This window comes from Pseudomonas sp. NMS19W (genome assembly GCF_051554255.1).
GTDB classification, from domain to species: Bacteria; Pseudomonadota; Gammaproteobacteria; order Pseudomonadales; family Pseudomonadaceae; genus Aquipseudomonas; species Aquipseudomonas kribbensis.
Map to the genome: position 1 here is coordinate 4,463,410 of NZ_CP136718.1, position 20,866 is coordinate 4,484,275.

The 20,866-nt window shown below is 60.8% G+C and carries 19 protein-coding genes and 1 pseudogene; 2 read left to right on the forward strand and 18 right to left on the reverse strand.

The genetic code is table 11. The features are described from left to right. Positions 1-7 precede the first annotated feature (7 nt). The 11 genes and pseudogenes from R1A29_RS20335 to R1A29_RS20385 all read right to left on the reverse strand — a co-directional run bounded on the left by R1A29_RS20335 (position 8) and on the right by R1A29_RS20385 (position 8,983). A complete protein-coding gene (locus R1A29_RS20335) occupies positions 8-991 on the reverse strand; it encodes a DNA polymerase III subunit delta' (protein ID WP_438299390.1) in 984 nt (327 codons plus the stop codon). After that, positions 984-1,616 (reverse strand): dTMP kinase, encoded by a 633-nt coding sequence (tmk, locus tag R1A29_RS20340; RefSeq protein WP_438299391.1) that lies wholly within the window; start codon positions 1,614-1,616, stop codon positions 984-986. Before tmk ends, R1A29_RS20335 begins: the two co-directional genes overlap by 8 nt. Before the next feature lie 19 nt (positions 1,617-1,635). Then, positions 1,636-2,817: an endolytic transglycosylase MltG gene (gene mltG / locus R1A29_RS20345; RefSeq protein WP_438299392.1), complete on the reverse strand. Its 1,182-nt coding sequence runs from the start codon at positions 2,815-2,817 to the stop codon at positions 1,636-1,638. 3 nt (positions 2,818-2,820) lie between these two features. After that, the gene (gene pabC, locus R1A29_RS20350; RefSeq protein ID WP_438299393.1) at positions 2,821-3,636 is read right to left on the reverse strand and encodes an aminodeoxychorismate lyase; all 816 of its coding nucleotides are present in this window, start codon (positions 3,634-3,636) and stop codon (positions 2,821-2,823) included. After that, the gene (gene fabF, locus R1A29_RS20355; protein ID WP_438299394.1) at positions 3,636-4,880 is read right to left on the reverse strand and encodes a beta-ketoacyl-ACP synthase II; all 1,245 of its coding nucleotides are present in this window, start codon (positions 4,878-4,880) and stop codon (positions 3,636-3,638) included. The genes pabC and fabF overlap by 1 nt, the downstream gene beginning before the upstream one ends. A gap of 108 nt (positions 4,881-4,988) precedes the next feature. Then, positions 4,989-5,224: pseudogene (acpP, locus tag R1A29_RS20360) on the reverse strand (acyl carrier protein). Between the two features lie 196 nt (positions 5,225-5,420). Next, positions 5,421-6,164 (reverse strand): 3-oxoacyl-ACP reductase FabG, encoded by a 744-nt coding sequence (gene fabG, locus R1A29_RS20365; RefSeq protein ID WP_085710930.1) that lies wholly within the window; start codon positions 6,162-6,164, stop codon positions 5,421-5,423. 16 nt (positions 6,165-6,180) lie between these two features. Beyond that, on the reverse strand, positions 6,181-7,119 hold the full coding sequence (gene fabD, locus R1A29_RS20370) for an ACP S-malonyltransferase (protein WP_007950787.1): 939 nt from the start codon (positions 7,117-7,119) through the stop codon (positions 6,181-6,183). Between the two features lie 125 nt (positions 7,120-7,244). Beyond that, complete coding sequence (gene plsX, locus R1A29_RS20375) at positions 7,245-8,255, reverse strand: phosphate acyltransferase PlsX (RefSeq protein WP_438299395.1); 1,011 nt, start codon at positions 8,253-8,255, stop codon at positions 7,245-7,247. Positions 8,256-8,259: 4 nt separating this feature from the next. Further along, complete coding sequence (gene rpmF / locus R1A29_RS20380) at positions 8,260-8,442, reverse strand: 50S ribosomal protein L32 (protein ID WP_003179396.1); 183 nt, start codon at positions 8,440-8,442, stop codon at positions 8,260-8,262. A gap of 13 nt (positions 8,443-8,455) precedes the next feature. Continuing rightward, complete coding sequence (locus R1A29_RS20385; RefSeq protein ID WP_085710932.1) at positions 8,456-8,983, reverse strand: YceD family protein; 528 nt, start codon at positions 8,981-8,983, stop codon at positions 8,456-8,458. 106 nt (positions 8,984-9,089) lie between these two features. On the opposite strand from R1A29_RS20385, the gene R1A29_RS20390 reads away from it, so the two are divergent. Next, positions 9,090-9,668 (forward strand): Maf family protein, encoded by a 579-nt coding sequence (locus R1A29_RS20390; RefSeq protein WP_438299396.1) that lies wholly within the window; start codon positions 9,090-9,092, stop codon positions 9,666-9,668. A 48-nt stretch (positions 9,669-9,716) separates the two neighbouring features. On the opposite strand, the gene sppA is transcribed toward R1A29_RS20390, so the two are convergent. The 3 genes from sppA to rluC are packed head-to-tail and all read right to left on the reverse strand — an operon-like array spanning position 9,717 to position 12,342. Continuing rightward, positions 9,717-10,706 (reverse strand): signal peptide peptidase SppA, encoded by a 990-nt coding sequence (sppA, locus tag R1A29_RS20395; protein ID WP_085710934.1) that lies wholly within the window; start codon positions 10,704-10,706, stop codon positions 9,717-9,719. A 24-nt stretch (positions 10,707-10,730) separates the two neighbouring features. Next, complete coding sequence (locus R1A29_RS20400; RefSeq protein ID WP_438299397.1) at positions 10,731-11,393, reverse strand: HAD-IA family hydrolase; 663 nt, start codon at positions 11,391-11,393, stop codon at positions 10,731-10,733. Then, positions 11,380-12,342 carry a 23S rRNA pseudouridine(955/2504/2580) synthase RluC gene (rluC, locus tag R1A29_RS20405; RefSeq protein ID WP_011335441.1) on the reverse strand — a complete coding sequence of 321 codons (963 nt, stop codon included), beginning with the start codon at positions 12,340-12,342 and terminating at the stop codon, positions 11,380-11,382. The genes R1A29_RS20400 and rluC overlap by 14 nt, the downstream gene beginning before the upstream one ends. Positions 12,343-13,039: 697 nt before the next feature. Here rluC and rne point away from each other — a divergent pair. Then, the gene (rne, locus tag R1A29_RS20410) at positions 13,040-16,273 is read left to right on the forward strand and encodes a ribonuclease E (protein WP_438299398.1); all 3,234 of its coding nucleotides are present in this window, start codon (positions 13,040-13,042) and stop codon (positions 16,271-16,273) included. Between the two features lie 69 nt (positions 16,274-16,342). Here rne and R1A29_RS20415 read toward each other — a convergent pair whose 3' ends face one another. From R1A29_RS20415 to R1A29_RS20430, 4 genes are read right to left on the reverse strand one after another with little or no spacing between them, the layout of a single operon-like run. After that, on the reverse strand, positions 16,343-16,939 hold the full coding sequence (locus R1A29_RS20415) for a nucleotidyltransferase family protein (RefSeq protein WP_438299399.1): 597 nt from the start codon (positions 16,937-16,939) through the stop codon (positions 16,343-16,345). After that, the gene (locus R1A29_RS20420) at positions 16,936-17,913 is read right to left on the reverse strand and encodes an XdhC family protein (protein WP_438299400.1); all 978 of its coding nucleotides are present in this window, start codon (positions 17,911-17,913) and stop codon (positions 16,936-16,938) included. The genes R1A29_RS20415 and R1A29_RS20420 overlap by 4 nt, the downstream gene beginning before the upstream one ends. Next, positions 17,913-20,234 (reverse strand): molybdopterin cofactor-binding domain-containing protein, encoded by a 2,322-nt coding sequence (locus R1A29_RS20425; RefSeq protein WP_438299401.1) that lies wholly within the window; start codon positions 20,232-20,234, stop codon positions 17,913-17,915. Before R1A29_RS20425 ends, R1A29_RS20420 begins: the two co-directional genes overlap by 1 nt. Then, positions 20,231-20,701 (reverse strand): (2Fe-2S)-binding protein, encoded by a 471-nt coding sequence (locus R1A29_RS20430; protein WP_265813554.1) that lies wholly within the window; start codon positions 20,699-20,701, stop codon positions 20,231-20,233. Before R1A29_RS20430 ends, R1A29_RS20425 begins: the two co-directional genes overlap by 4 nt. Positions 20,702-20,866: the final 165 nt, after the last annotated feature.

Genomic DNA, 20,866 nt, shown 5'->3' on the forward strand with positions numbered 1-20,866 from the left:
CACATTCTTATCTTTGGCCAGGCAAGCCCGCCCATTGCACCAACAACGCTTCCAGCAGCAACGCCGCATTGAGGTTGGCCTTGCTCAGGACTTTCTGGCGCTGAGCGAGAATCCAGTCCTGGATATCGAGGACTTTGCCCTGGGCGCTTTTCTGCGCCAGGTACTGCACGACCTTGCGCATGTCGGTCAGGCCGAGGCCCGCTTCATCCTGGGTCAGTTGGTAGCGCAGGATCAGGCTCGACCAGTCGCAGAACCAATCGAACAGACGCAGCATCGGAATGTTTTTCCACTCCTCGGCCAGTTGCGTCGGCGATTGCTGCTGCTTGAGCAGCTTCTTCACGCCTTCGACCACTTGCGCCCGCTGTTCGCGCACGCCCTGCCCCTGCAAGGTGACGGCGGCCAAAGGCGAGCCAGCGGCCAGGGTCAACAGTTCGACACGTTCATCTTCGGAACATTCCGGCAATGCCTGAGCCAGCCATTGCAGGCTCATGGCCTCGCTCGGCAGCGGACAGGCCTGCTGCACACAACGGCTCTTGATCGTCGGCAGCAACCGGCTCGGCTGGTGACTGACCAGCAACAGCACAGTATCGCCGGACGGCTCTTCGAGGCTCTTGAGCAAGGCGTTGGCGGCGTTGATGTTCATCGACTCCACCGGCTCGATCAGCACCACCTTGCGACCGCCCAGTTGCGCGGTCTGCACGACGAAACTGACCAGATCGCGCACCTGGTCGACCTTGATCGCCTTGTCCGCTTCTTCCGGTTCGAGGATGTAATTGTCCGGGTGGCTGCCGGCCTTGAGCAGCAGGCAGGATTTGCACTCGCCGCAGGCTTCAGGCGTCGGACGCTGGCACAGCAGGCTGGCCATCAGCCGCTCGGCCAGCGCACGCTTGCCGATCCCGGCCGGACCGTGCAGCAGATACGCATGAGCGTGCTGAGTGCGTCCGGCCAGTTGCTGCCAGAGACTGTCCTGCCACGGATAGGCCTCAGCCACGGCTCAGCTCCAGCAAGCGGGGAAGCAAGCCGTCCAGCGATTGCTGGACTTGCGCCAACGGCTGGCCGGCGTCGATCCGCACGTAACGCGCCGGATCCGCCTCGGCACGCTTGAGGAACGCACTGCGCACGGCCTCGAAAAACGCCCGGCCTTCCAGCTCGAAGCGATCCAGTCGACCGCGAGCGCTGGCACGGGCCAGGCCGATTTCCACCGGCAGATCGAAAATCAGTGTCAGATCGGGGCGCAGGTCGCCCTGAACGAAAGTCTCCAGCGCCGCGATGCGCTCCAGCGACAAGCCACGACCGCCGCCCTGATAGGCATAAGTCGAATCAGTAAATCGATCACACAGCACCACCGCACCACGGGCCAGCGCCGGGCGAATGACTTCAGCCAGATGCTGGGCGCGGGCGGCGAATACCAGCAGCAACTCGGTGTCCGGGTTCATCACTTCGTCGACCGGAGCCAGCAACACTTCGCGAATGCGCTCGGCCAGCGGCGTACCGCCGGGTTCGCGGGTCAGCACCACTTCGATACCGGCGGCGCGCAGGCGCTCGGCGAGGTATTCGCGATTGGTGCTCTTGCCGGCGCCTTCCGGGCCTTCCAGGGTAATAAACAAGCCAGTCACAGGCAGTCCTTAATCAAAGTCATTGCGTCTTTTGCGGTGCGGCCGCTTCGGTTTCCGGCGTCGGTGCGGGCTCCTGGGCAGGAACCGGCGGCAACGACTCGGGCGCAGTGTCGGGTGACGCGGCAGGAACGGCTTCGCCGCTTGCCGGAGTGGCTTCCGGCGTCGATGCCGGCGCCGGGCTCGAGCGGTAATCCGCGCGCCGCTTGAGCTGGAACTCACGCACCGCACTGTTGTGCGCATCAAGATCATCGGAGAACACGTGGCTGCCATCGCCCCGGGCAACAAAGTAGAGGCTGGTGCCTTCCACCGGGTTCAACGCGGCGTGAATCGCCTCGCGGCCGACCATCGCAATCGGCGTCGGCGGCAACCCCGGAATCACATAAGTGTTGTACGGCGTGGCTTCCTTGAGGTGCGCACGAGTCAGCTTGCCGTTATAGCGATCACCCAGACCGTAGATCACCGTCGGGTCAGTCTGCAGTTGCATACCCAGCGCCATGCGGCGCACGAACACGCCGGCAATCTGGCCACGCTCCTGGGGAACACCGGTTTCCTTTTCCACCAGCGACGCCATGATCAGCGCCTGGTAAGGCTCGGTGTACGGCGCATCGGTGGAACGGTTTTCCCATTCCTTGGCCAATACTTCGTCGAGGCGGTCGAACGCCTTTTTCAGCAGTTCGGTATCGGACGCTCCGCGCACGAAACGGTAGGTATCGGGGAAGAATCGACCTTCAGGAAACACGCCCTTGTGGCCGATTTTGCTCATCACATCGCTGTCGCTCAGACCGGTCAGGGTCTGCTCGATCTTTTCATCTTTCGCCAGTGCGGCGCGGACCTGACGGAAATTCCAGCCCTCGACCAGGGTCAGGCTGTACTGGACCACTTCGCCACGCTTCCACAGATCGATCAGCCCCTTGACGGTCATGCCCGGCTGCATGCGGTACTCGCCCGTGTGGATCGGGGTGCCGGTCAGGTTAAAGCGCCAGTAGATGCGTAGCCAGAACGCGTCCTTGATTACGCCATCGGCTTCAAGTCCGAGAAGAGTGCGGGTCGGTGTGGTTCCCTTGGGCACATCCAGCAGTTCTTCCTGCGTGATGTTCAGGGGTTGTTCCAGTGCCGAATTAATCTTCCAGGCGCTGGCGCCCAGCAGCAGCCCTGCCAGAACCAGTCCGGTTTCCAGCAGCAGCAAAAGTTTACGTCTCACGAATCAGGCATCCAGTAGCGTGCGGGCAATGGTTTGCAGTTTACGGGTGAGCGGCCCAACCGGCCAGCTCAGTGCAGCGTAGGCGCGTACGGGCCAGACGCCATATACGCTGTTGCAGACAAAGACTTCATCGGCCCATTGCAGCTGATCAAGGCTGATATCGGTGATTTGCGTGGGGATACCCAATGACGCTGCCTGAAACAATAGTTCGGCACGCATGACACCGGCCACGCCGCAGCGTTTCAGATCCGCCGTGACCAGCACGCCATCACGCACCAGAAACAGGTTGCTGAACACCCCTTCGATCACTCGGCCCACCTGGTCGAGCATCAAGCCTTCGGCGTGCTCGCTGTCCTGCCATTCGGCGCGGGCGAGAACCTGTTCCAGACGATTGAGGTGCTTGAGGCCTGCCAGCAAGGGCTGGATGGACAAACGCGTCGCACACGGAAACAGGCGGACGCCTTGTTCGCCGTGGACGGCAGGATAAGCCGCAGGAGGATTGCCTTGCAGAATGCGTCGGCCCGGCGCCGAAGGATCCGGCGCATAACCGCGCAAACCGTCGCCGCGGGTGAGGATGAGTTTGAGCACACCCTCGCCCATGGCCGCTGCATAGGTTTGCAGCTCGCTACGGATCAGCTCGATATCGGCCGCGATGGCCAGGCGTGAACAGCCCTCGGCCAGCCGCGTCAGGTGACGCTCCAGCAGCAAAGGCTGGCCGCCACGCACGGCGATGGTCTCGAACAGACCGTCGCCGTAAGCCAGGCCGCGATCTTTCAGCGACAGAGCGTCAGCCGGTTGACCGTCGACCCAGCAGTCCATCAGCCGGCGAACCGACGGAACGCCAACGTGCCATTGGTGCCGCCAAACCCGAACGAGTTGGACAGTACGACATCAATGTCCAAGTTACGCGCGGTGTGCGGCACGAAGTCGAGATCGCAGCCTTCATCCGGCTCATCAAGGTTGATGGTCGGCGGCGCCACCTGGCTGTTGATCGCCAGCACGCTGAAGATCGCCTCGACCGCGCCCGCTGCACCCAACAGGTGACCGGTCATGGACTTGGTGGAGCTGACCGCCAGTTTGTAGGCGTGATCACCGAACACTGACTTGATCGCGTTGGCTTCGGCAAGGTCGCCGGCCGGGGTCGAGGTGCCGTGGGCGTTGATATATTGCACTTGATCAACGTTGATCTTCGCGTCGCGCAGCGCATTGGTGATGCAACGTGCAGCACCGGCGCCATCGGCGGGTGGCGAGGTCATGTGGAACGCGTCGCCACTGGTGCCGAAACCGATCAGTTCTGCGTAGATGGTCGCGCCACGGGCCTTGGCGTGTTCGAGTTCTTCGAGCACCAGAGCACCGGCACCGTCGGACAGTACGAAACCGTCACGGCCCTTGTCCCACGGGCGGCTGGCACGGGTCGGCTCGTCGTTGCGGGTCGACAGTGCGCGGGAGGCACCGAAGCCGCCCATGCCCAGACCGCACGCAGCCATTTCGGCACCGCCGGCAATCATCACGTCGGCTTCGTCGTACATGATGTTGCGGGCCGCCATACCGATGCAGTGCGTACCAGTGGTACACGCTGTGGCTATGGCGTAGTTAGGCCCCTGTGCACCCAGGTGGATGGACAGGAAACCGGAAATCATATTGATGATCGAGCCAGGCACAAAGAACGGAGAAATCCGGCGCGGACCGGTCTCGTGCAGGGTGCGGCTGGTTTCTTCGATGTTGGTCAGACCGCCGATACCCGAACCCATGGCCACGCCAATGCGTTCACGGTTGGCATCGGTGACTTCCAGGCCGGCATTGCGTACGGCTTGAAAGCCGGCCGCCAGACCGTACTGAATGAACAGGTCGAGCTTGCGCGCTTCCTTGACCGACAGGTATTCCTCGACATTGAAGCCCTTTACCGAGCCGCCAAAGCGGGTGGAATAGGCAGAAAGGTCGGTGTGTTCGATCAGACCAATGCCACTGCGGCCAGCCAGAATGCCCTGCCAACTGCTCGGCACATCCGTGCCCAGTGGCGACAACATACCCATACCGGTGACTACGACGCGTCTACGCGACACAGCACTCTCCTTTTTCAAATGACGATTTTGCATCAGGCCTAAAGAAAAAACCGCACGCCATGATGGCAGTGCGGTTTTTCCATGACAGCAAGCAACGATTACAAACTATTACGCCTGATGTTTGTTAATGTAATCGATTGCAGCTTGTACAGTAGTGATCTTCTCGGCTTCTTCGTCAGGGATTTCGGTCTCGAATTCCTCTTCCAGAGCCATCACCAGCTCAACGGTGTCAAGGAGTCGGCACCCAGGTCTTCTACGAAGGAAGCGGTGTTTACCACTTCTTCTTCTTTAACACCCAGTTGCTCGGCAACGATTTTCTTGACGCGCTCTTCGATGGTGCTCATACCTTGTTTTCACTCCTAATGGACAAATTCAGGCAGCTGGCCAGTGGGTAAGTGTATAGAAAGACTTTTCAGCTTTTCAACTGAAAGCTTCACTCCTCAAACCCTGCGGCCCTCTGCCTATAAATAGATTGCAGCTTTATAACGGATTTTAGACAGCTCGTATGACATTTTTTTGAAGCAATCCGTCACATTTGAATTACATGTACATCCCGCCGTTAACCGGGATTGTAGCCCCGGTCACGTATGCCGCACCGTCGGATGCAAGAAAAGCGACCACGGACGCGATCTCTTGAGCTTGTCCCAGACGGCCCAGCGGAATCTGCGTCTGCAAGGCTTCACGCTGTGCTTCAGGCAGTTCGCGAGTCATATCGGTGTCGATGAACCCTGGGGTTACCGAGTTGACCGTAATCGAACGCGAACCGACTTCACGCGCCATGGCACGGCTGAAACCTTCCAGACCGGCCTTGGCGGCTGCGTAGTTTACTTGGCCAGCGTTGCCCATGGCACCCACCACCGAGCCAATACTGATAATTCGACCCCAGCGCGCCTTGGTCATGCCACGCAGAACGCCCTTGGACAGGCGATACAGACTGTTCAGGTTGGTATCGATCACGTCGTACCACTCGTCGTCTTTCATGCGCATCATCAGGTTATCGCGGGTGATGCCGGCATTGTTGACCAGGATCGCTACCGGAGCACCGAATTGCTCCTGAATGCTTGCCAGCACTGCGGTGACCGATTCGTCACTGGTGACGTTCAGCTCGAAACCTGCACCCTGAATGCCATTTTCTTTCAGGGTCGCAGCAATGCGCTCGGCGCCCGAAGCGGAAGTCGCGGTGCCGACAACGATGGCGCCCTGACGACCCAGTTCCAGTGCGATAGCCTGGCCGATACCACGACTTGCGCCGGTGACCAGTGCAACTTTACCTTGCAGACTCATGCAAGTTTCTCCTGATTCAGACAGCCGCTGCGCGAGCAGCAGCGAAAGCGTCTGGGGTATTGAGATTGGAAGTCGAAACGCCTTCGGCGCAACGCTTGTTCAGACCGGCCAGCACTTTGCCAGGGCCGCACTCGACCAGATTGGTCGCACCTTTCGCTGCCAGAGTCTGTACTGACTCGACCCAGCGAACCGGCTTGTAGAGCTGCTCCAGCAGATCGCGCTTGAGGGTTTCCAGATCCGCCGGCACCTGAGCGCTGACGTTCTGGACCACAGGGATCTGCGGCGCCTGCCAGTCGATGGCCGCGATGGATTCGGCGAAACGCTCGGCAGCCGGGCGCATCAGCTCGCAGTGCGACGGCACGCTGACCGGCAGCGGCATGGCACGCTTGGCGCCACGAGCCTTGCAGCCTTCGATGGCGCGTTCAACGGCAGCCTTGGCACCGGCGATCACCACCTGGCCCGGGGAGTTGAAGTTCACCGCGCTGACCACTTCGCCTTGCGCCGCTTCAGCACAGGCTGCCAGCACGTCGGCATCTTCCAGACCGAGGATGGCAGCCATGCCGCCCTGCCCGGCCGGAACGGCTTCCTGCATCAACTGGCCACGGCGCTCGACGAGTTTTACCGCGTCCGCCAGGCTCAGGCTGCCGGCAGCAACCAGTGCGCTGTATTCACCCAGGCTGTGACCGGCAACGAATGCCGGGCGCGCACCACCTTCAGCCAGCCACAGACGCCACAGGGCGATCGAAGCGGTCAGAATGGCCGGTTGGGTTTTGTCGGTTTGATTGAGCAGCTCTTCCGGACCCTGCTGGGTCAGCGCCCACAGGTCGTAGCCCAGAGCATCGGATGCTTCTTTGAAAGTTTCGAGGATCAGCGGATGTTGCGCGCCCAGCTCGGCCAGCATGCCGAGGGACTGCGAACCCTGTCCTGGAAAGACGAATGCGAGGGAAGCAGACATGTAACAAGCCCCTAATGATCTTGTCGTCGGAAAAATGGCATCCCGCTAGAGGGACGCAAGAAACTGACAGTTGGATGGCCCTTTGAACCGGGCGGTCACATTTAAGCATTGTCCGACGAAAACGCCTAAGACAACAAATCCTCCAGACGGCCGTGCAGCCGCTCGGGAAGATTCTCTTGAATCTCGATCAGCGCTCGCTGAATGGCGCTCTGAAACCCCTGAACTCCAGCCGAACCGTGACTTTTCACGACAATTCCCTGCAAGCCGAGAAAGCTTGCGCCGTTATGTCGCGCCGGCGCCAGATCGGCCTGCAGACGCTTCATCAATGGCAACGCCAGAGCACCGACAGCACGGGAAGCCAGATTTTTCTTGAACAAGGCCTCGATACGCGCGGCAATCATCGTCGCCAGGCCCTCGCTTGATTTGAGCAGGATATTGCCGACGAAACCGTCGCAAACCACTACATCCGCCTCACCGCGATACAAACCGTCGCCCTCAATGAAACCGATGTAATTGATGCCTCTGGCGGCCTGCAGCAAAGTCGCAGCGAGCTTGACCTGCTGATTGCCCTTGATGTCCTCGGTGCCGATGTTCAGCAACGCGACGCGCGGACGGACAATGCCCAGAGTTTGCGCGGCCACGGAACCCATCACCGCGAATTGCAACAAGTGCTCGGCACTGCAATCAACGTTGGCGCCCAGATCGAGCAACTGACAGTAGCCCTTCTGCGTAGGAATCGCGGCAACCATGGCCGGACGATCAATCCCCGGCAGGGTCTTGAGCACAAAGCGCGACAGCGCCATCAACGCACCGGTATTGCCGGCACTGACACAGGCCTGAACCTTGCCATCACGCAGCAATTCGAGAGCGACACGCATCGACGAGTCCGGCTTGCCACGCAAGGCCTGGGCTGGTTTTTCGTCCATGGTGATGACTTCGGACGCCGGAACAATCGTCAGGCGTGCGCGTTCGGCAGCCAACTGGCCGGTGATCAGTTCTTCAAGAAGGGAGGGTTGACCGACAAGGGTCAGGTGCAGCGAGGGCGTAGCAGAAAGGCAAGCAAGGCTGGCCTGAACAATGCTGCGGGGACCGAAGTCCCCGCCCATTGCGTCAATCGCGATGACTTGAGCGGACAAGTGATTACTCGTCAGCGCCCTTGTCGATCACTTTACGGCCACGGTATACGCCTTCTGGCGATACGTGGTGACGCAGGTGAACTTCACCGGTGGTTTTTTCTACAGACAGGGTGCTAGCCTCGAGAGCGTCGTGCGAACGGCGCATGTCACGGGCAGAGCGGGATTTTTTGTTCTGCTGAACAGCCATAATTGATTAACTCCTAAACGTTTGGGTCACGCTTTAACTGCGCCAATACACTGAACGGGTTGGACCGCGTTACCTCGTCCTCGCTCGGTTCGGGCTCATCTGCTCCCGCCGGCTGCTGGCATTCTTCCGGATGATGAGCAGGCACAATGGGCAAGGCGAGCAGAAGCTCCTCCTCGATCAGTGACTGCAGATCCAAAGGATCTTCGCCCAGTTCCAGCACGTCATAACCTTTCGGTAACGACTGGGTATTCGCACCCTCCTTCACCACGGCGTAACTGCATTCGCTGTGGATCGGCAGGGTGACCAGCTCAAGACAACGCTGGCAAACCATTTTGACTTCGGTGTCGATAAAGCTGTGGATCACCACAGATTTACGTTCATCTCGTTCAAAAACTAATTTGGCCTGCACCGTACCGACATCGTCGGAAAGCGGGTCGCAGAGTCTCTTCAAATCGGCCAGCAGCAGTTCACCTTGAAGGGTGGTGCCACGGTCAGCCAATTTGCGCGGGTCAACGTGAGGTGGAATCGGGTCATTCAACATAGGCGCAGCATTATAGGGATGCACCCACCCATGTCAAAGGAAATTGTGCCCTGTCCGTCACTTGCAAGCCTCCGCTAGAATCTGCAGCCTGCCTCTGGAGACGCGAATGCTGCCTTTATTACTCGCTTCAAGCTCGACCTATCGTCGGGAATTGCTCAATCGCCTGCGCTTGCCGTTCGTCTGCAGCTCACCGGACATCGACGAAAGTCATCGCCCGGGAGAATCGGCAATCGAACTGGTCAAACGCCTCGCCGAACAGAAAGCCCGGGCACTGGCCGACAGCCACCCTGCCCATCTGATCATCGGCTCCGATCAGGTTGCGGTACTCGGCGAGCGCATCATCGGCAAGCCGCACACCTTCGAAAACGCTCGCGACCAACTGATGGCCGCCAGCGGCGCCAGCGTGACCTTCCTCACGGGCCTGGCCCTGCTCAACAGCCAGACCGGCCACTGCCAGGTCGACTGCGTGCCTTTCACCGTACACATGCGCGTACTGGATCAGGCCCGCATCGAGCGCTACCTGCACGCCGAACAGCCCTACGACTGCGCCGGCAGCTTCAAGGCGGAAGGACTGGGCGTAAGCCTGTTCCAATCCACCGAAGGCCACGACGCCACCAGCCTGATCGGCCTGCCGCTGATTCGCCTGATCGACATGCTGCTGACGGAAGGCGTACAGATTCCCTGACCCACAAAAAACCGGCCACGAAGGCCGGTTTTTTTATGCATCAAGCGATCAGCGCAGCGACGGACCGTGGAAACCCATCCACATTGCCAACTGCTCGGCCACACTGGCGCCCAGTTTTTTCGAGAAGCGATCGAACGGCGATTCCTGAACGGTAAAGTCCACCAGTTCCTTTTCGCCAATCACATCACGCGCCACCGAGCTGGCATTACCCAAACCATCGATCAGCCCCAACGGCAGCGCCTGCTCGCCGGACCAGACCAGCCCGGAGAACAACTCCGGATGCTCCTTGTCCTTCAAGCGATCGCCACGTCCCTGCTTCACGCTGTTGATGAACTGCTTGTGCGTGGTATCCAGCACACCCTGCCAGAACGCGGTCTCTTCCGGCTTCTGCGGCTGGAACGGGTCAAGGAACGACTTGTGCTCACCGGAGGTGTAAGTGCGGCGCTCGACGCCCAGCTTCTCCATGGTGCCGACAAAGCCGTAACCGGCCGCTGTCACACCAATGGAACCCACAAGGCTCGCCTTGTCGGCATAGATCTGATCCGCCGCACTGGCGATGTAATAGGCCCCGGACGCACCGAGGTCGGAAATCACCGCATACACCTTGGTATCCGGATGCAGGCCGCGCAGGCGCTTGATCTCGTCATACACATAACCCGACTGCACCGGACTGCCACCCGGGCTGTTGATGCGCAGGATCACGCCCTTGACCTTTTTGTCTTCGAACGCGGCGCGCAGACTACCCACGATATTGTCGGCGCTGGCCGGCTCTTTATCGGCAATCATGCCGGTGATATCGATCAGCGCCGTGTAATTCGAGCTGCGAGTGGCGCTCTTTTCCATGTCCATCAACGGCGTGAACAGGAGCAGCGCGACAAACAGATAAACAAACGTCAGCAGCTTGAAGAAGATCCCCCAACGCCTGGAACGACGCTGCTCCTGCACACTGGCCAGCAAGGTCTTTTCCAGCAGCTTCCAGCTTTTCGCATCACCGTCGTCGGCAGTTGCCTTGGCCGGTGCTTTCCATTCGTCGGTCATGCCATCCACCCCAGCAAAAACGTATTAAGCCCGCTGCGCCAGCCAGGCATGCAATTCAGAAAACCGGTCAATCGACAGTCGTGGCTCAAACTGCTGCAGCGACTCGATCGATTGCGCACCGTAGCTGACCGCCACCGAATCCATCCCCGCGTTACGTGCCATCAACAGATCGAAGGACGAGTCGCCGACCATCAGAGCCTGCTCGGCACGCACACCACAATGCGCAAGGATCTGCTGCAGCATCAGAGGGTGCGGCTTGCTGGCAGTTTCATCGGCAGCGCGGGTGATATCGAAATAATCTTCCCAGCCATTGGCCTTGAGCACCCGATCCAGCCCGCGACGATTCTTGCCGGTCGCGACCGCCAGGTGATAGCCCTGCTCGCGAAAGGACGCCATCGACTCGACTACGCCTTCGAACAACGGCGAAGGGACGGCTTCCGCGGCGATGTAGTGATCGGCGTAATACTCGCGAAACAAGGTCATTTCGGCATCGCTGATTTCCGGATACAGCGTGCGGATCGCCTCGGGCAAGCCCAGACCGATGATGCCCTTCACGGCAAAATCATCACGCAACTCGAAACCGGAACGCCCGGATGCCGAGTGCATTGCCTCGACAATCCGATGAATGGAATCGGCCAGTGTGCCGTCCCAATCGAAAATCAGCAGCTTGTAATCAGATGGGCGCACTCAATCGCTCCACAGTCTTGGCCCACATTTCATCGACCGGCGCCTGCAACTTGAGTTCACCGCCATCGGGCAGCGGCACGGTCAGCATGTAGGCGTGCAGGAACAGGCGCTTGCCGCCCAGATCACGGATTTCCTTGCTGAAATTGTCATCGCCGTATTTGGTGTCACCCGCAATGCAATGCCCGGCGTGCAACGTGTGAACGCGGATCTGGTGCGTGCGACCGGTGATCGGCTTGGCTTCGATCAGAGTGGCAAAATCGCCAAAGCGACGCAGGACCTTGAACACGGTCACCGACTCCTTGCCCTCCTCCTCGTCGACCTCGACCATGCGCTCACCGGAGCGCAGATTGCTCTTGCCGAGCGCCGCCCGGACCTGCTTGATCGAGGTTGCCCAGTTGCCGCGAACCAGGGCCATATAGCGCTTGTCGACGCCGTCACCGCGCAACGCGGCATGCAAGTGACGCAACATGCTGCGCTTCTTGGCGATCATCAGCAGGCCGGAGGTGTCGCGATCGAGACGGTGAACCAGCTCGAGCTCCTTGGCATCGGGGCGCAACTGACGAAAGGCTTCGATCACGCCGTAATTCAAGCCACTGCCACCGTGAACCGCAATGCCGGCGGGCTTGTTGATCACGATCAGGGCTTTGTCTTCGTAGACAATCGAGGCTTCCAGGCGCTGCAACAGGCCCTGGGCCAAAGGCACCGGCTCGTCACGCTCAGGCACGCGAACCGGCGGCACGCGCACGATATCGCCGGCCTGCAGCTTGTATTCGGGCTTGATCCGACCTTTGTTAACTCGCACCTCGCCTTTGCGCAAAATGCGGTAAATCAAGGTCTTGGGCACGCCTTTGAGCCGGGCGAGAAGAAAATTGTCGATTCGTTGGCCGGCATATTCCGGCGAGACCTCAAGCAATTGAACGCCTGGAGTCGAAGGGGCAGTAGTCGTCATGCCGCGGATGATAACAATTTTTATGGAATTGAAGCACTTAATCATTGCTGCTATAGTCGCGAACGCCGCCAAAAGCGGCCTGGACAGCGGAACCACGGTCAAAAACCGGCCCTGACCAACGCAATTCACCAGGACGCGAGGCCGTCCTACGGGGCTTTCGCTACGTAACGGTGGAGTTTGCAGCTGTAACAAGCGCAGGTGACATGAGGCCTGAATCACGCCGCAAAGCAGAGTTCTGACTCGCCACGCGAGCCATATTCACGGCCAGTTCACAAAGTGCAGTCAGCCGCGGATGACCCCGAGCGAAAGCGCCGGAAACACCGCCTGAATTAGCCATGATGCGTGACCTCCCCTTTCGGAGCTCACGGTAAATGCCAACCCGCTGCGGATTCTGCGCGCGGCAGCACCCGAATTATCAGGGATACGTGTAGGGTGGAGATGCACAACCGCTGGACTGTGTAGCAACAGGCTTTATCAAGACGCTTCATCTCGTCCACAGCCACGGTTGATTCCTCCTCCTGACTGAGTGCTTAAGTAGCCACAGCAAGCAGGACGCGTACGTCGCGATAACGGCCCAATTGGCCGGACATCGCTGGACACGGGAATGGCCAACCACTCCCGACGCACCTGACACCGACCGTGAGAAGTCGTGTGTGCCGAACGCCGTTTCCGGCAGCCCGGAAACCGACGGTACTACATGAAAAGAATGCTGATTAACGCAACTCAACCCGAAGAGTTGCGTGTTGCACTGGTAGATGGCCAGCGCCTCTACGACCTGGACATCGAATCCGGTGCACGCGAGCAGAAAAAGGCCAACATCTATAAAGGCCGTATCACTCGCATCGAACCAAGCCTTGAGGCTGCCTTTGTCGATTTCGGCTCCGAGCGCCACGGCTTCCTGCCCCTCAAAGAAATCTCCCGCGAATACTTCAAGAAAGCTCCTGAAGGCCGCGTCAACATCAAGGACGTCCTGAGCGAAGGCCAGGAAGTCATCGTTCAGGTCGAAAAAGAAGAACGTGGCAACAAGGGTGCAGCCCTGACCACCTTCATCAGCCTGGCCGGTCGTTACCTCGTTCTGATGCCGAACAACCCGCGTGCCGGCGGCATCTCCCGTCGCATCGAAGGCGAAGAGCGCAACGAACTGCGTGAAGCCCTGAACGGCCTGGTCGCTCCAGCCGACATGGGCCTGATCGTGCGCACTGCCGGCCTGGGCCGCAGCAGCGAAGAAATGCAATGGGACCTCGATTACCTGCTGCAACTCTGGACCGCGATCAAGGAAGCCTCGCTGGATCGTTCCGCGCCGTTCCTGATCTACCAGGAAAGCAACGTCATCATCCGCGCCATCCGCGACTACCTGCGCCAGGACATCGGCGAAGTGCTGATCGACAGCGTTGAAGCCCAGGACGAAGCCCTGACCTTCATCCGCCAGGTGATGCCGCAGTACGCCAGCAAGATCAAGCTGTACGAAGACAGCGTTCCGCTGTTCAACCGTTTCCAGATCGAAAGCCAGATCGAGACCGCTTTCCAGCGCGTCGTCGAACTGCCTTCCGGCGGCTCCATCGTCATCGATCCGACCGAAGCCCTGGTGTCCATCGACATCAACTCGGCGCGCGCCACCAAAGGCAGCGACATCGAAGAAACCGCCCTGCAGACCAACCTTGAAGCGGCTGAAGAAATCGCCCGTCAGTTGCGTCTGCGCGACATCGGCGGCCTGATCGTCATCGACTTCATCGACATGACCCCTGCCAAGAACCAGCGCGCCGTGGAAGAGAAAGTCCGCGAATGCCTGGAAGCCGACCGCGCCCGTGTACAGATCGGCCGCATCTCGCGCTTCGGCCTGCTGGAAATGTCCCGTCAGCGCCTGCGTCCTTCGCTCGGCGAAAGCAGCGGCATCGTCTGCCCGCGCTGCAGCGGCACCGGCATCATCCGTGACGTCGAATCGCTTTCCCTAGCGATCCTGCGCCTGATCGAAGAAGAAGCCCTGAAAGACCGCACCGCCGAAGTTCGTGCGCAAGTGCCGATCCCGGTGGCCGCGTTCCTGCTCAACGAAAAACGCAACTCGATCACCAAGATCGAACTGCGCACCCGCGCCCGCATCGTCATCCTGCCGAACGATCACCTCGAAACCCCGCATTTCGAAGTTCAGCGTCTGCGTGACGACAACCCGGAAGCCGCGACCAACCAGTCCAGCTACGAAATCGCTGCCGCTGCTGCCGACGTCGAAGACGTCCAGCCAGCCGCCGCGACCCGCACCCTGGTTCGCCAGGAAGCCGCAGTCAAGACCGCTCCGGCCCGCGCCAACGCACCGGTTCCGACCGAAGTTGCCGCTCCGGCTCCAGCCCCTGCGCCGGTTGCCGCGCCAGAACCAAGCCTGTTCAAAGGTCTGGTGAAGTCGCTGGTCAGCCTGTTCGCCACCAAGGAAGAGCCTGTTGCTCCGGTTGTGGTTGAAAAACCGGCCACCGAGCGTCCGGCCCGCAACGAAGAGCGTCGCAACGGTCGTCAGCAGAGCCGCAACCGTAACGGTCGTCGCGATGAAGAACGCAAGCCGCGCGAAGAGCGTGCTCCACGTGAAGAGCGCGCACCGCGTGAGCCACGTGAAGAGCGCCAGCCTCGTGAAGCCCGCGAACTGCGCGAGCCACGCGAGTCCCGTGACGAAGCACCGGCAGTCCGCGAAGAACGCGCACCACGCGCCCCTCGTGAAGAACGTGCACCACGTGCTCCACGTGAAGATCGCAAGCCGCGTGGCGAGCGTGAAGAACGCGTACGTGAACTGCGTGAACCTCTGGATGCCGCGCCAGCCGCCGCTGCCGCTGTAGCCGCCACCGCTGAAGAGCGTCCGGCCCGTCAGCCACGCGAAGAACGCGCGCCACGTCCACCGCGTGAAGAGCGTCAACCGCGTGCCGAACAAGCCGCCGCTGCTGTCGCGGAAGAAGAAGTCACCACCAACGAAGAGCAACTGCCGGAAGACGGTTCGGAGAACGCCGAAGGCGATCGTCCACGCCGCCGCTCCCGTGGTCAGCGTCGTCGCAGCAACCGTCGCGAGCGTCAGCGTGATGCCAACGGCAACGTGATCGAAGGTTCGGAAGAATCCGCCGAGAACGCTGAAACCGCCGAGCCGAGCACTGCCGATCTGGCTGCCGGCCTGGCCGTTACTGCCGCTGTTGCCAGCACCGTGATCAGCGCTCCGGCCGAAGCTCAGGCCCACGAGCAAGCCGAACGCGCCACCGCTGCAACCCTGGAAACTGTTCCTGTTGAAGCGCCGGTTGTTGAAGCCACCACTCCGGTAGAAGTAGTTACTGCTCCGGAAGTCGAAGTGGCGCCGGTTCGCGAAGCTCAGCCTCAGGTTGAAGCGGCTGCCGAACCAGCGGTGACCTTCGAAGCACCGGCCGTGGTTGAAGAGTCGGTTGTCGAAACCGTCGCTGAAACCGTGACCGAAACCGTTCGTGAAGTTCGCGAAGAACAGACCGCATTCAACTGGGTCGCCGAGCCGACTGTCGCTGAAACACCAGCACCAGTGGTTGAAGCGCCTGTCGTGGAAGAAGCCAAGGCCGCCGAACCAGTGGTTGTCGCTGAACCGGCACCTGCCGTTGAAGCACCGGTTGTAGAAGCGCCAGTCGTGGCCGAAGCACCAGCGCCAGTCGCTGCGCCTGCTCCGGTCAGCGCCCTGACGCCAAGCGGCCGCGCCCCGAACGACCCGCGTGAAGTGCGTCGTCGCAAGCGTGAAGAAGAGCGTCTGCAGAAGGAAGCCGAACTGGCTGCCGCTGCCGCCGCTGCTCCAGCCGTTGCCGAAGTGGTCGAGGCAGCCCCTGCCCCGGTCGCTGAAGAAGCTGCTGTAGAAGTGATTGCCGAAGCACCGCGCTCCGTACAGGAAGCGGTCGAGCACCACGAACAGGCCCAGGAAAAAGAACACGAGCCTAAACCTCTCGTCTGATTCCAAACGCCAATAAAAAGCCCCGCCTGGTAATCCAGGCGGGGCTTTTTTTATGCCTCGCGGTTTGTATCAGGCCTGCGGAAAAACCAGTGCCTGCGGCACATCGATATCCCACAGCATGCCAGGATCATCCACAGCAACCTCGACCACCCGCCCCTGCTTGAACAAAGGCCTGGCCCCGCGATCACCGGACAATGCCATCAACCCCGGCCCAAACGAGCGACCAAATCCGACCGGATGTCCAAACTCGCCACCCTGCACCGGAACACTGACCGCATCGTCGGCAATCGACGCCACTACCTGTTCAATGCTCGATGGCAGAATAAACGGCATATCGCCCAGCACAATCAGCCAGCCATCGGCATCCGGGCAAGCCGCCACACCCGCCGCAATGCTGTCACCCATCCCCGTAGACTCGATCGAAACAATGTCGCACCCATAAGCCTGCGCCATCCGCATCGCCTGTGGCCGTGCTTCGGTCGTCACCAGCACTCGCTTGTCGAGACTCGCCGGCAGGTTCACCAACGTTTGCTCGATCACTGAACGAACGGCTCCGTCGCGCCCCGTGCAATCGGCCAGCAGCTTGTCCTTGTCGGCACCTGCCACTTCGCGAAAGCGGCTGCCCTCGCCTGCCGCCAGCACAATCACTCCGATGGTTCGACTCATACGCGCTCTGCCTTCTTCTGCTTCAACTCGACACCATTCTTGATCGCGACGATTTCCGCCAGCAACGACAACGCGATTTCCGCCGGGGAATGACTGCCAATGGGTAGACCGATCGGCCCGTGCAATCGAGCGATGGCCGCTTGCGACAAGCCTAGCTCAGCCAGGTATTCCCGGCGCTTGAGGCTGTTGACGCGCGAGCCCAGGGCACCGACGTAAAACGCCCTGGAATCCAGCGCCGTCAGCAGCGCCATGTCGTCCAGACGCGGATCGTGAGTCAGGGCAACAATGGCGGTGCGTTCGTCTGCTTGAATGCTCAACACCGCCTCATCGGGCATGCCGGGGACAAAACGGCCATGCTGCTCTTCCCAGTCATACACGAACTCGGTCCGGGGATCGCAGATCAGCACTTCGAAATCCAGCAGCCGCGCCATTTCGGCCACATAACGCGACAACTGCCCGGCGCCGATCAGCAGCAGACGCCAGCGTGGGCCGCAAATGGCACGCAAGGTCTTGCCATCAAAAACCAATGCATCCGTTTTGCTCGCCGGCGAAAGAATCACTTCACCGCTTTCGACGCTCAGTTCACGAGCAACGATTTCATGAGCCTCACAACGCGCCAGCAATTCGGCGATCCACGCGGGATCGCCGACTCGCTCTTCGGTGAGGCGCAAAGTGCCGCCGCACGGCAGGCCGAACCGCGCCGCCTCCTCCCGGGTCACGCCATAGGTGATCAACTGCACCGGCGGCCCGTCGGCGGGAATCCGCCCGTCATGCAGCCGGGCTATCAGATCGTCCTCGACACAGCCGCCGGACACCGAACCGATCACCACGCCATCTTCGCGCAGCGCCAGCATCGCGCCGGGTGCCCGGGGCGCAGTACCCCAGGTCTGCACGACAGTGAACAACACCACCCGCTGCCCGGCGCGGCGCCACTCCAGGACGCTGCGCAGGACATTGAGATCGGCGCTGTCCATCACGCTTGCGCCTTTTGCCAGCCCTGCAACTGGTAACGCACCGGCAGGCTGCGGATGCGCTGGCCGGTCGCGGCGAAGATCGCATTGCACAACGCCGGCGCAATCGGCGGCACGCCCGGCTCACCGACACCACCCAGCGGCACCTCGCCCGGCGGCGTCACCAGATGCACCGCCACTTCCTTCGGTGCCAGCGACATGCGCGCCACTTCATACATATGGAAGTTGTCCTGCTGCACCTTGCCGTCCTTGAAGCTGATCTCGCCCCACACGGCATTGCCCAGGCCCATCACACAGGCGCCTTCGAACTGCGAACGGATCCGTTCGGGATTGATCTGCGGCCCGCAATCCACGGCGATGTCGGCCTTGTGCACGATCAGCGTACCGTCGTCCTTGACCTCGACTTCGATTACTGCCGCCACATAAGTGACGAAGCTGTAATGCACTGCCAGGCCGAGGCCACGGCCCTTGGGCAATTTCCGCCCCCAGCCGGCCGCCTTGGCCGCGGTTTCCAGCACGGTGCGCATACGCCCGGTATCGATCGGATAACGCTCGGGGGATTCGCCGTAGTTCCACTCTTCGCTGAGCGTGCGCGGGTCGATCTGTCGATCCGGGCCGAGCAGTTTGATCTGGTACTTGAGCGGATCTTCCTTGGCCTTGTGCGCCAGTTCGTCGACGAAGCTCTGGATCGCAAAACCATGGGGAATATTCGACACCGAGCGATACCAGCCGACCCGCGTGTGTACTGTGGCTTCAGGGTTTTCCAAGCGTACGTTGGGAATCGCGTAAGCCATGTTGGTGAAGCCCATGCCCAGCTCGAACGCGGCTTCGTGATTCATGTTGGGCGCAAAGAGCGCGGTGATGCTCGGCGCCACCGTGCGGTGCAACCAGGCGGACGGCAAACCGTCCTTACCCACGCCGGCCTTGAGGTATTCGGCGGACACGGTGTGGAAATACGAATTGTGGATGTCGTCTTCCCGCGTCCACTGGACCCGCACAGCCTTGCCGGGAAATTCCTTGGCCAGAATGGCAGCTTCGACAACGAAATCCGGCTTGGACTTGCGACCGAAACCACCACCGAGCAAAGTCACGTTGAAGGTCACGTTATCGAACGGCAGACCGAGGCGTTCGGCGATCCGCTCACGGGTGACCTGCGGTGCCTGACTCGGCGCCCAAGCCTCGCACACACCCTCTTTATAGCGAGCGATGGCCACCATCGGCTCCATCGGTGCCTGTGCCAGATGCGGCAAGTAGTAAGAAGCTTCCAGGGTGCTGGCAGCGCTGCCGATGGCTTTTTCGATGTCGCCGGTGTTGCGCACCACTTTGCCCGGTTTCAGCGAAGCGGCTTCCAGCTCCTTGCGGTAGGCGATCGAGTCATAACTGGCGTTCGGGCCGTCGCCCCACTCGATCTTCAGCGCCTCGCGGCCCTTGAGCGCCGCCCAGGTGTTGCTGGCCACCACGGCCACGCCGCCCAATGGCTGAAACTCCGAAGGCAGCGGTCGCGGTTCGATCTGCATGACTTTCAGCACGCCCGGCACTTTCAGCGCGGCACTGTCGTCCACCGACTTGACCTTACCGCCGTACACCGCAGGGCGGGCGATCACGGCGTACAGCATGCCGTCGAAATGCACGTCGGCCCCATACACGGCGCGGCCATTGACGATGTCTTCGCCGTCGATGGCTTTCGTCCCTTCCTTGCCGATGTAGCGGAATTCCGACGGCTGCTTGAGCCGCAGGCTGTCACGAGCCGGAACCGGCAACGCACTGGCCGCAGCGGCCAATTCGCCGTAACCCAGCTCGCGCCCGGACGGCGTGTGAATGACTTTATGCAATTGCGCGCGGCATTCGCTGACCGGCACCTTCCACTGCGCGGCCGCAGCCTGCTCCAGCATGGTCCGGGCAGCGGCGCCGCAACGACGCATCGGCTCGTACCAGTGGCGCATGCTGCGGGAGCCGTCGGTGTCCTGGTTGCCGAAACGCACTTCATCGCCCGGTGCCTGTTGCACTTTGACGTGGGCCCAATCGGCCTCCAGCTCATCGGCGACCACCATGGTCAGGCTGGTGCGCACGCCCTGGCCCATTTCCGAGCGGTTGCAGACCACGGTCACCATGCCGTCGGCGGCAATGCTGACGTAGACCTTCGGATCATCGATCCAGCCGTTGGGCATGCCATCGGCGCCGAATTTCTTCGGTTTGTCTTCGGCCAATGCATCCTGCCAGCCCCAACTGGCGGCCAGCACCAGCGCGCCGGTGGCACCAACACCCTTGAGGAAACCCCGGCGACTCAGATTGCTCAGGGCGAAATCATTCGGCAAGCGGCTCATGCCTTGGCCTCCTTCAGGTGAGTGGAGGCCTGGCGGATGGCGGTCTTGATCCGGTTGTAGGTGCCGCAACGGCAGATGTTGCCGACCATCGCCTCTTCGATCTGCTCGTCGCTCGGGTTCGGGTTGGTCTTGAGCAACGCGGTGGCGGACATGATCTGCCCGCCCTGACAGAAACCGCACTGGGCCACGGCGGTGTCGAGCCAGGCTTGCTGGACGATCTGGCCTATCGGATCGGCATGCAGGTTATCGATGGTCGTCACATTCTGCCCGGCCACCGAACCGATCGGCGTGATGCAGCTACGCACCGGCAATCCGTCGATATGAATGGTGCAGGCGCCGCACAGGCCCATGCCGCAGCCGAACTTGGTGCCGCTGTAACCGGCGACGTCACGGATCGCCCACAACAGGGGCATGTCCTCGGTGACATCGAGTGGATGGTCTTGGCCATTGAGTTTCAGGGTAATCATGGGCACGCCCGCATATTCATGGAGGTTATGGGGTCGAGCAATCTGCCGCCGGAAATCAGCGGTGGGTTCACGCAGATCGACTCAGGCGAAAAAGCCCTGCTGAGACAGGGCTTTTCAGTTACGAGCTTCTAGCTACAAGCTTCGAGCAAAAGCAGTAGCTCATTC

Coding starts and splice junctions, on each gene's coding strand:
- pabC (WP_438299393.1), bottom strand. CDS start 3,636: ATGGACTGCTGGGTCGACGGTCAACCGGCTGACGCTCTGTCGCTGAAA.
- fabG (WP_085710930.1), bottom strand. CDS start 6,164: ATGAGTCTGCAAGGTAAAGTTGCACTGGTCACCGGCGCAAGTCGTGGT.
- fabD (WP_007950787.1), bottom strand. CDS start 7,119: ATGTCTGCTTCCCTCGCATTCGTCTTTCCAGGACAGGGTTCGCAGTCC.
- rpmF (WP_003179396.1), bottom strand. CDS start 8,442: ATGGCTGTTCAGCAGAACAAAAAATCCCGCTCTGCCCGTGACATGCGC.
- R1A29_RS20385 (WP_085710932.1), bottom strand. CDS start 8,983: ATGTTGAATGACCCGATTCCACCTCACGTTGACCCGCGCAAATTGGCT.
- R1A29_RS20390 (WP_438299396.1), top strand. CDS start 9,090: ATGCTGCCTTTATTACTCGCTTCAAGCTCGACCTATCGTCGGGAATTG.
- sppA (WP_085710934.1), bottom strand. CDS start 10,706: ATGACCGACGAATGGAAAGCACCGGCCAAGGCAACTGCCGACGACGGT.
- rluC (WP_011335441.1), bottom strand. CDS start 12,342: ATGACGACTACTGCCCCTTCGACTCCAGGCGTTCAATTGCTTGAGGTC.
- rne (WP_438299398.1), top strand. CDS start 13,040: ATGAAAAGAATGCTGATTAACGCAACTCAACCCGAAGAGTTGCGTGTT.
- R1A29_RS20415 (WP_438299399.1), bottom strand. CDS start 16,939: ATGAGTCGAACCATCGGAGTGATTGTGCTGGCGGCAGGCGAGGGCAGC.
- R1A29_RS20420 (WP_438299400.1), bottom strand. CDS start 17,913: ATGGACAGCGCCGATCTCAATGTCCTGCGCAGCGTCCTGGAGTGGCGC.
- R1A29_RS20425 (WP_438299401.1), bottom strand. CDS start 20,234: ATGAGCCGCTTGCCGAATGATTTCGCCCTGAGCAATCTGAGTCGCCGG.
- R1A29_RS20430 (WP_265813554.1), bottom strand. CDS start 20,701: ATGATTACCCTGAAACTCAATGGCCAAGACCATCCACTCGATGTCACC.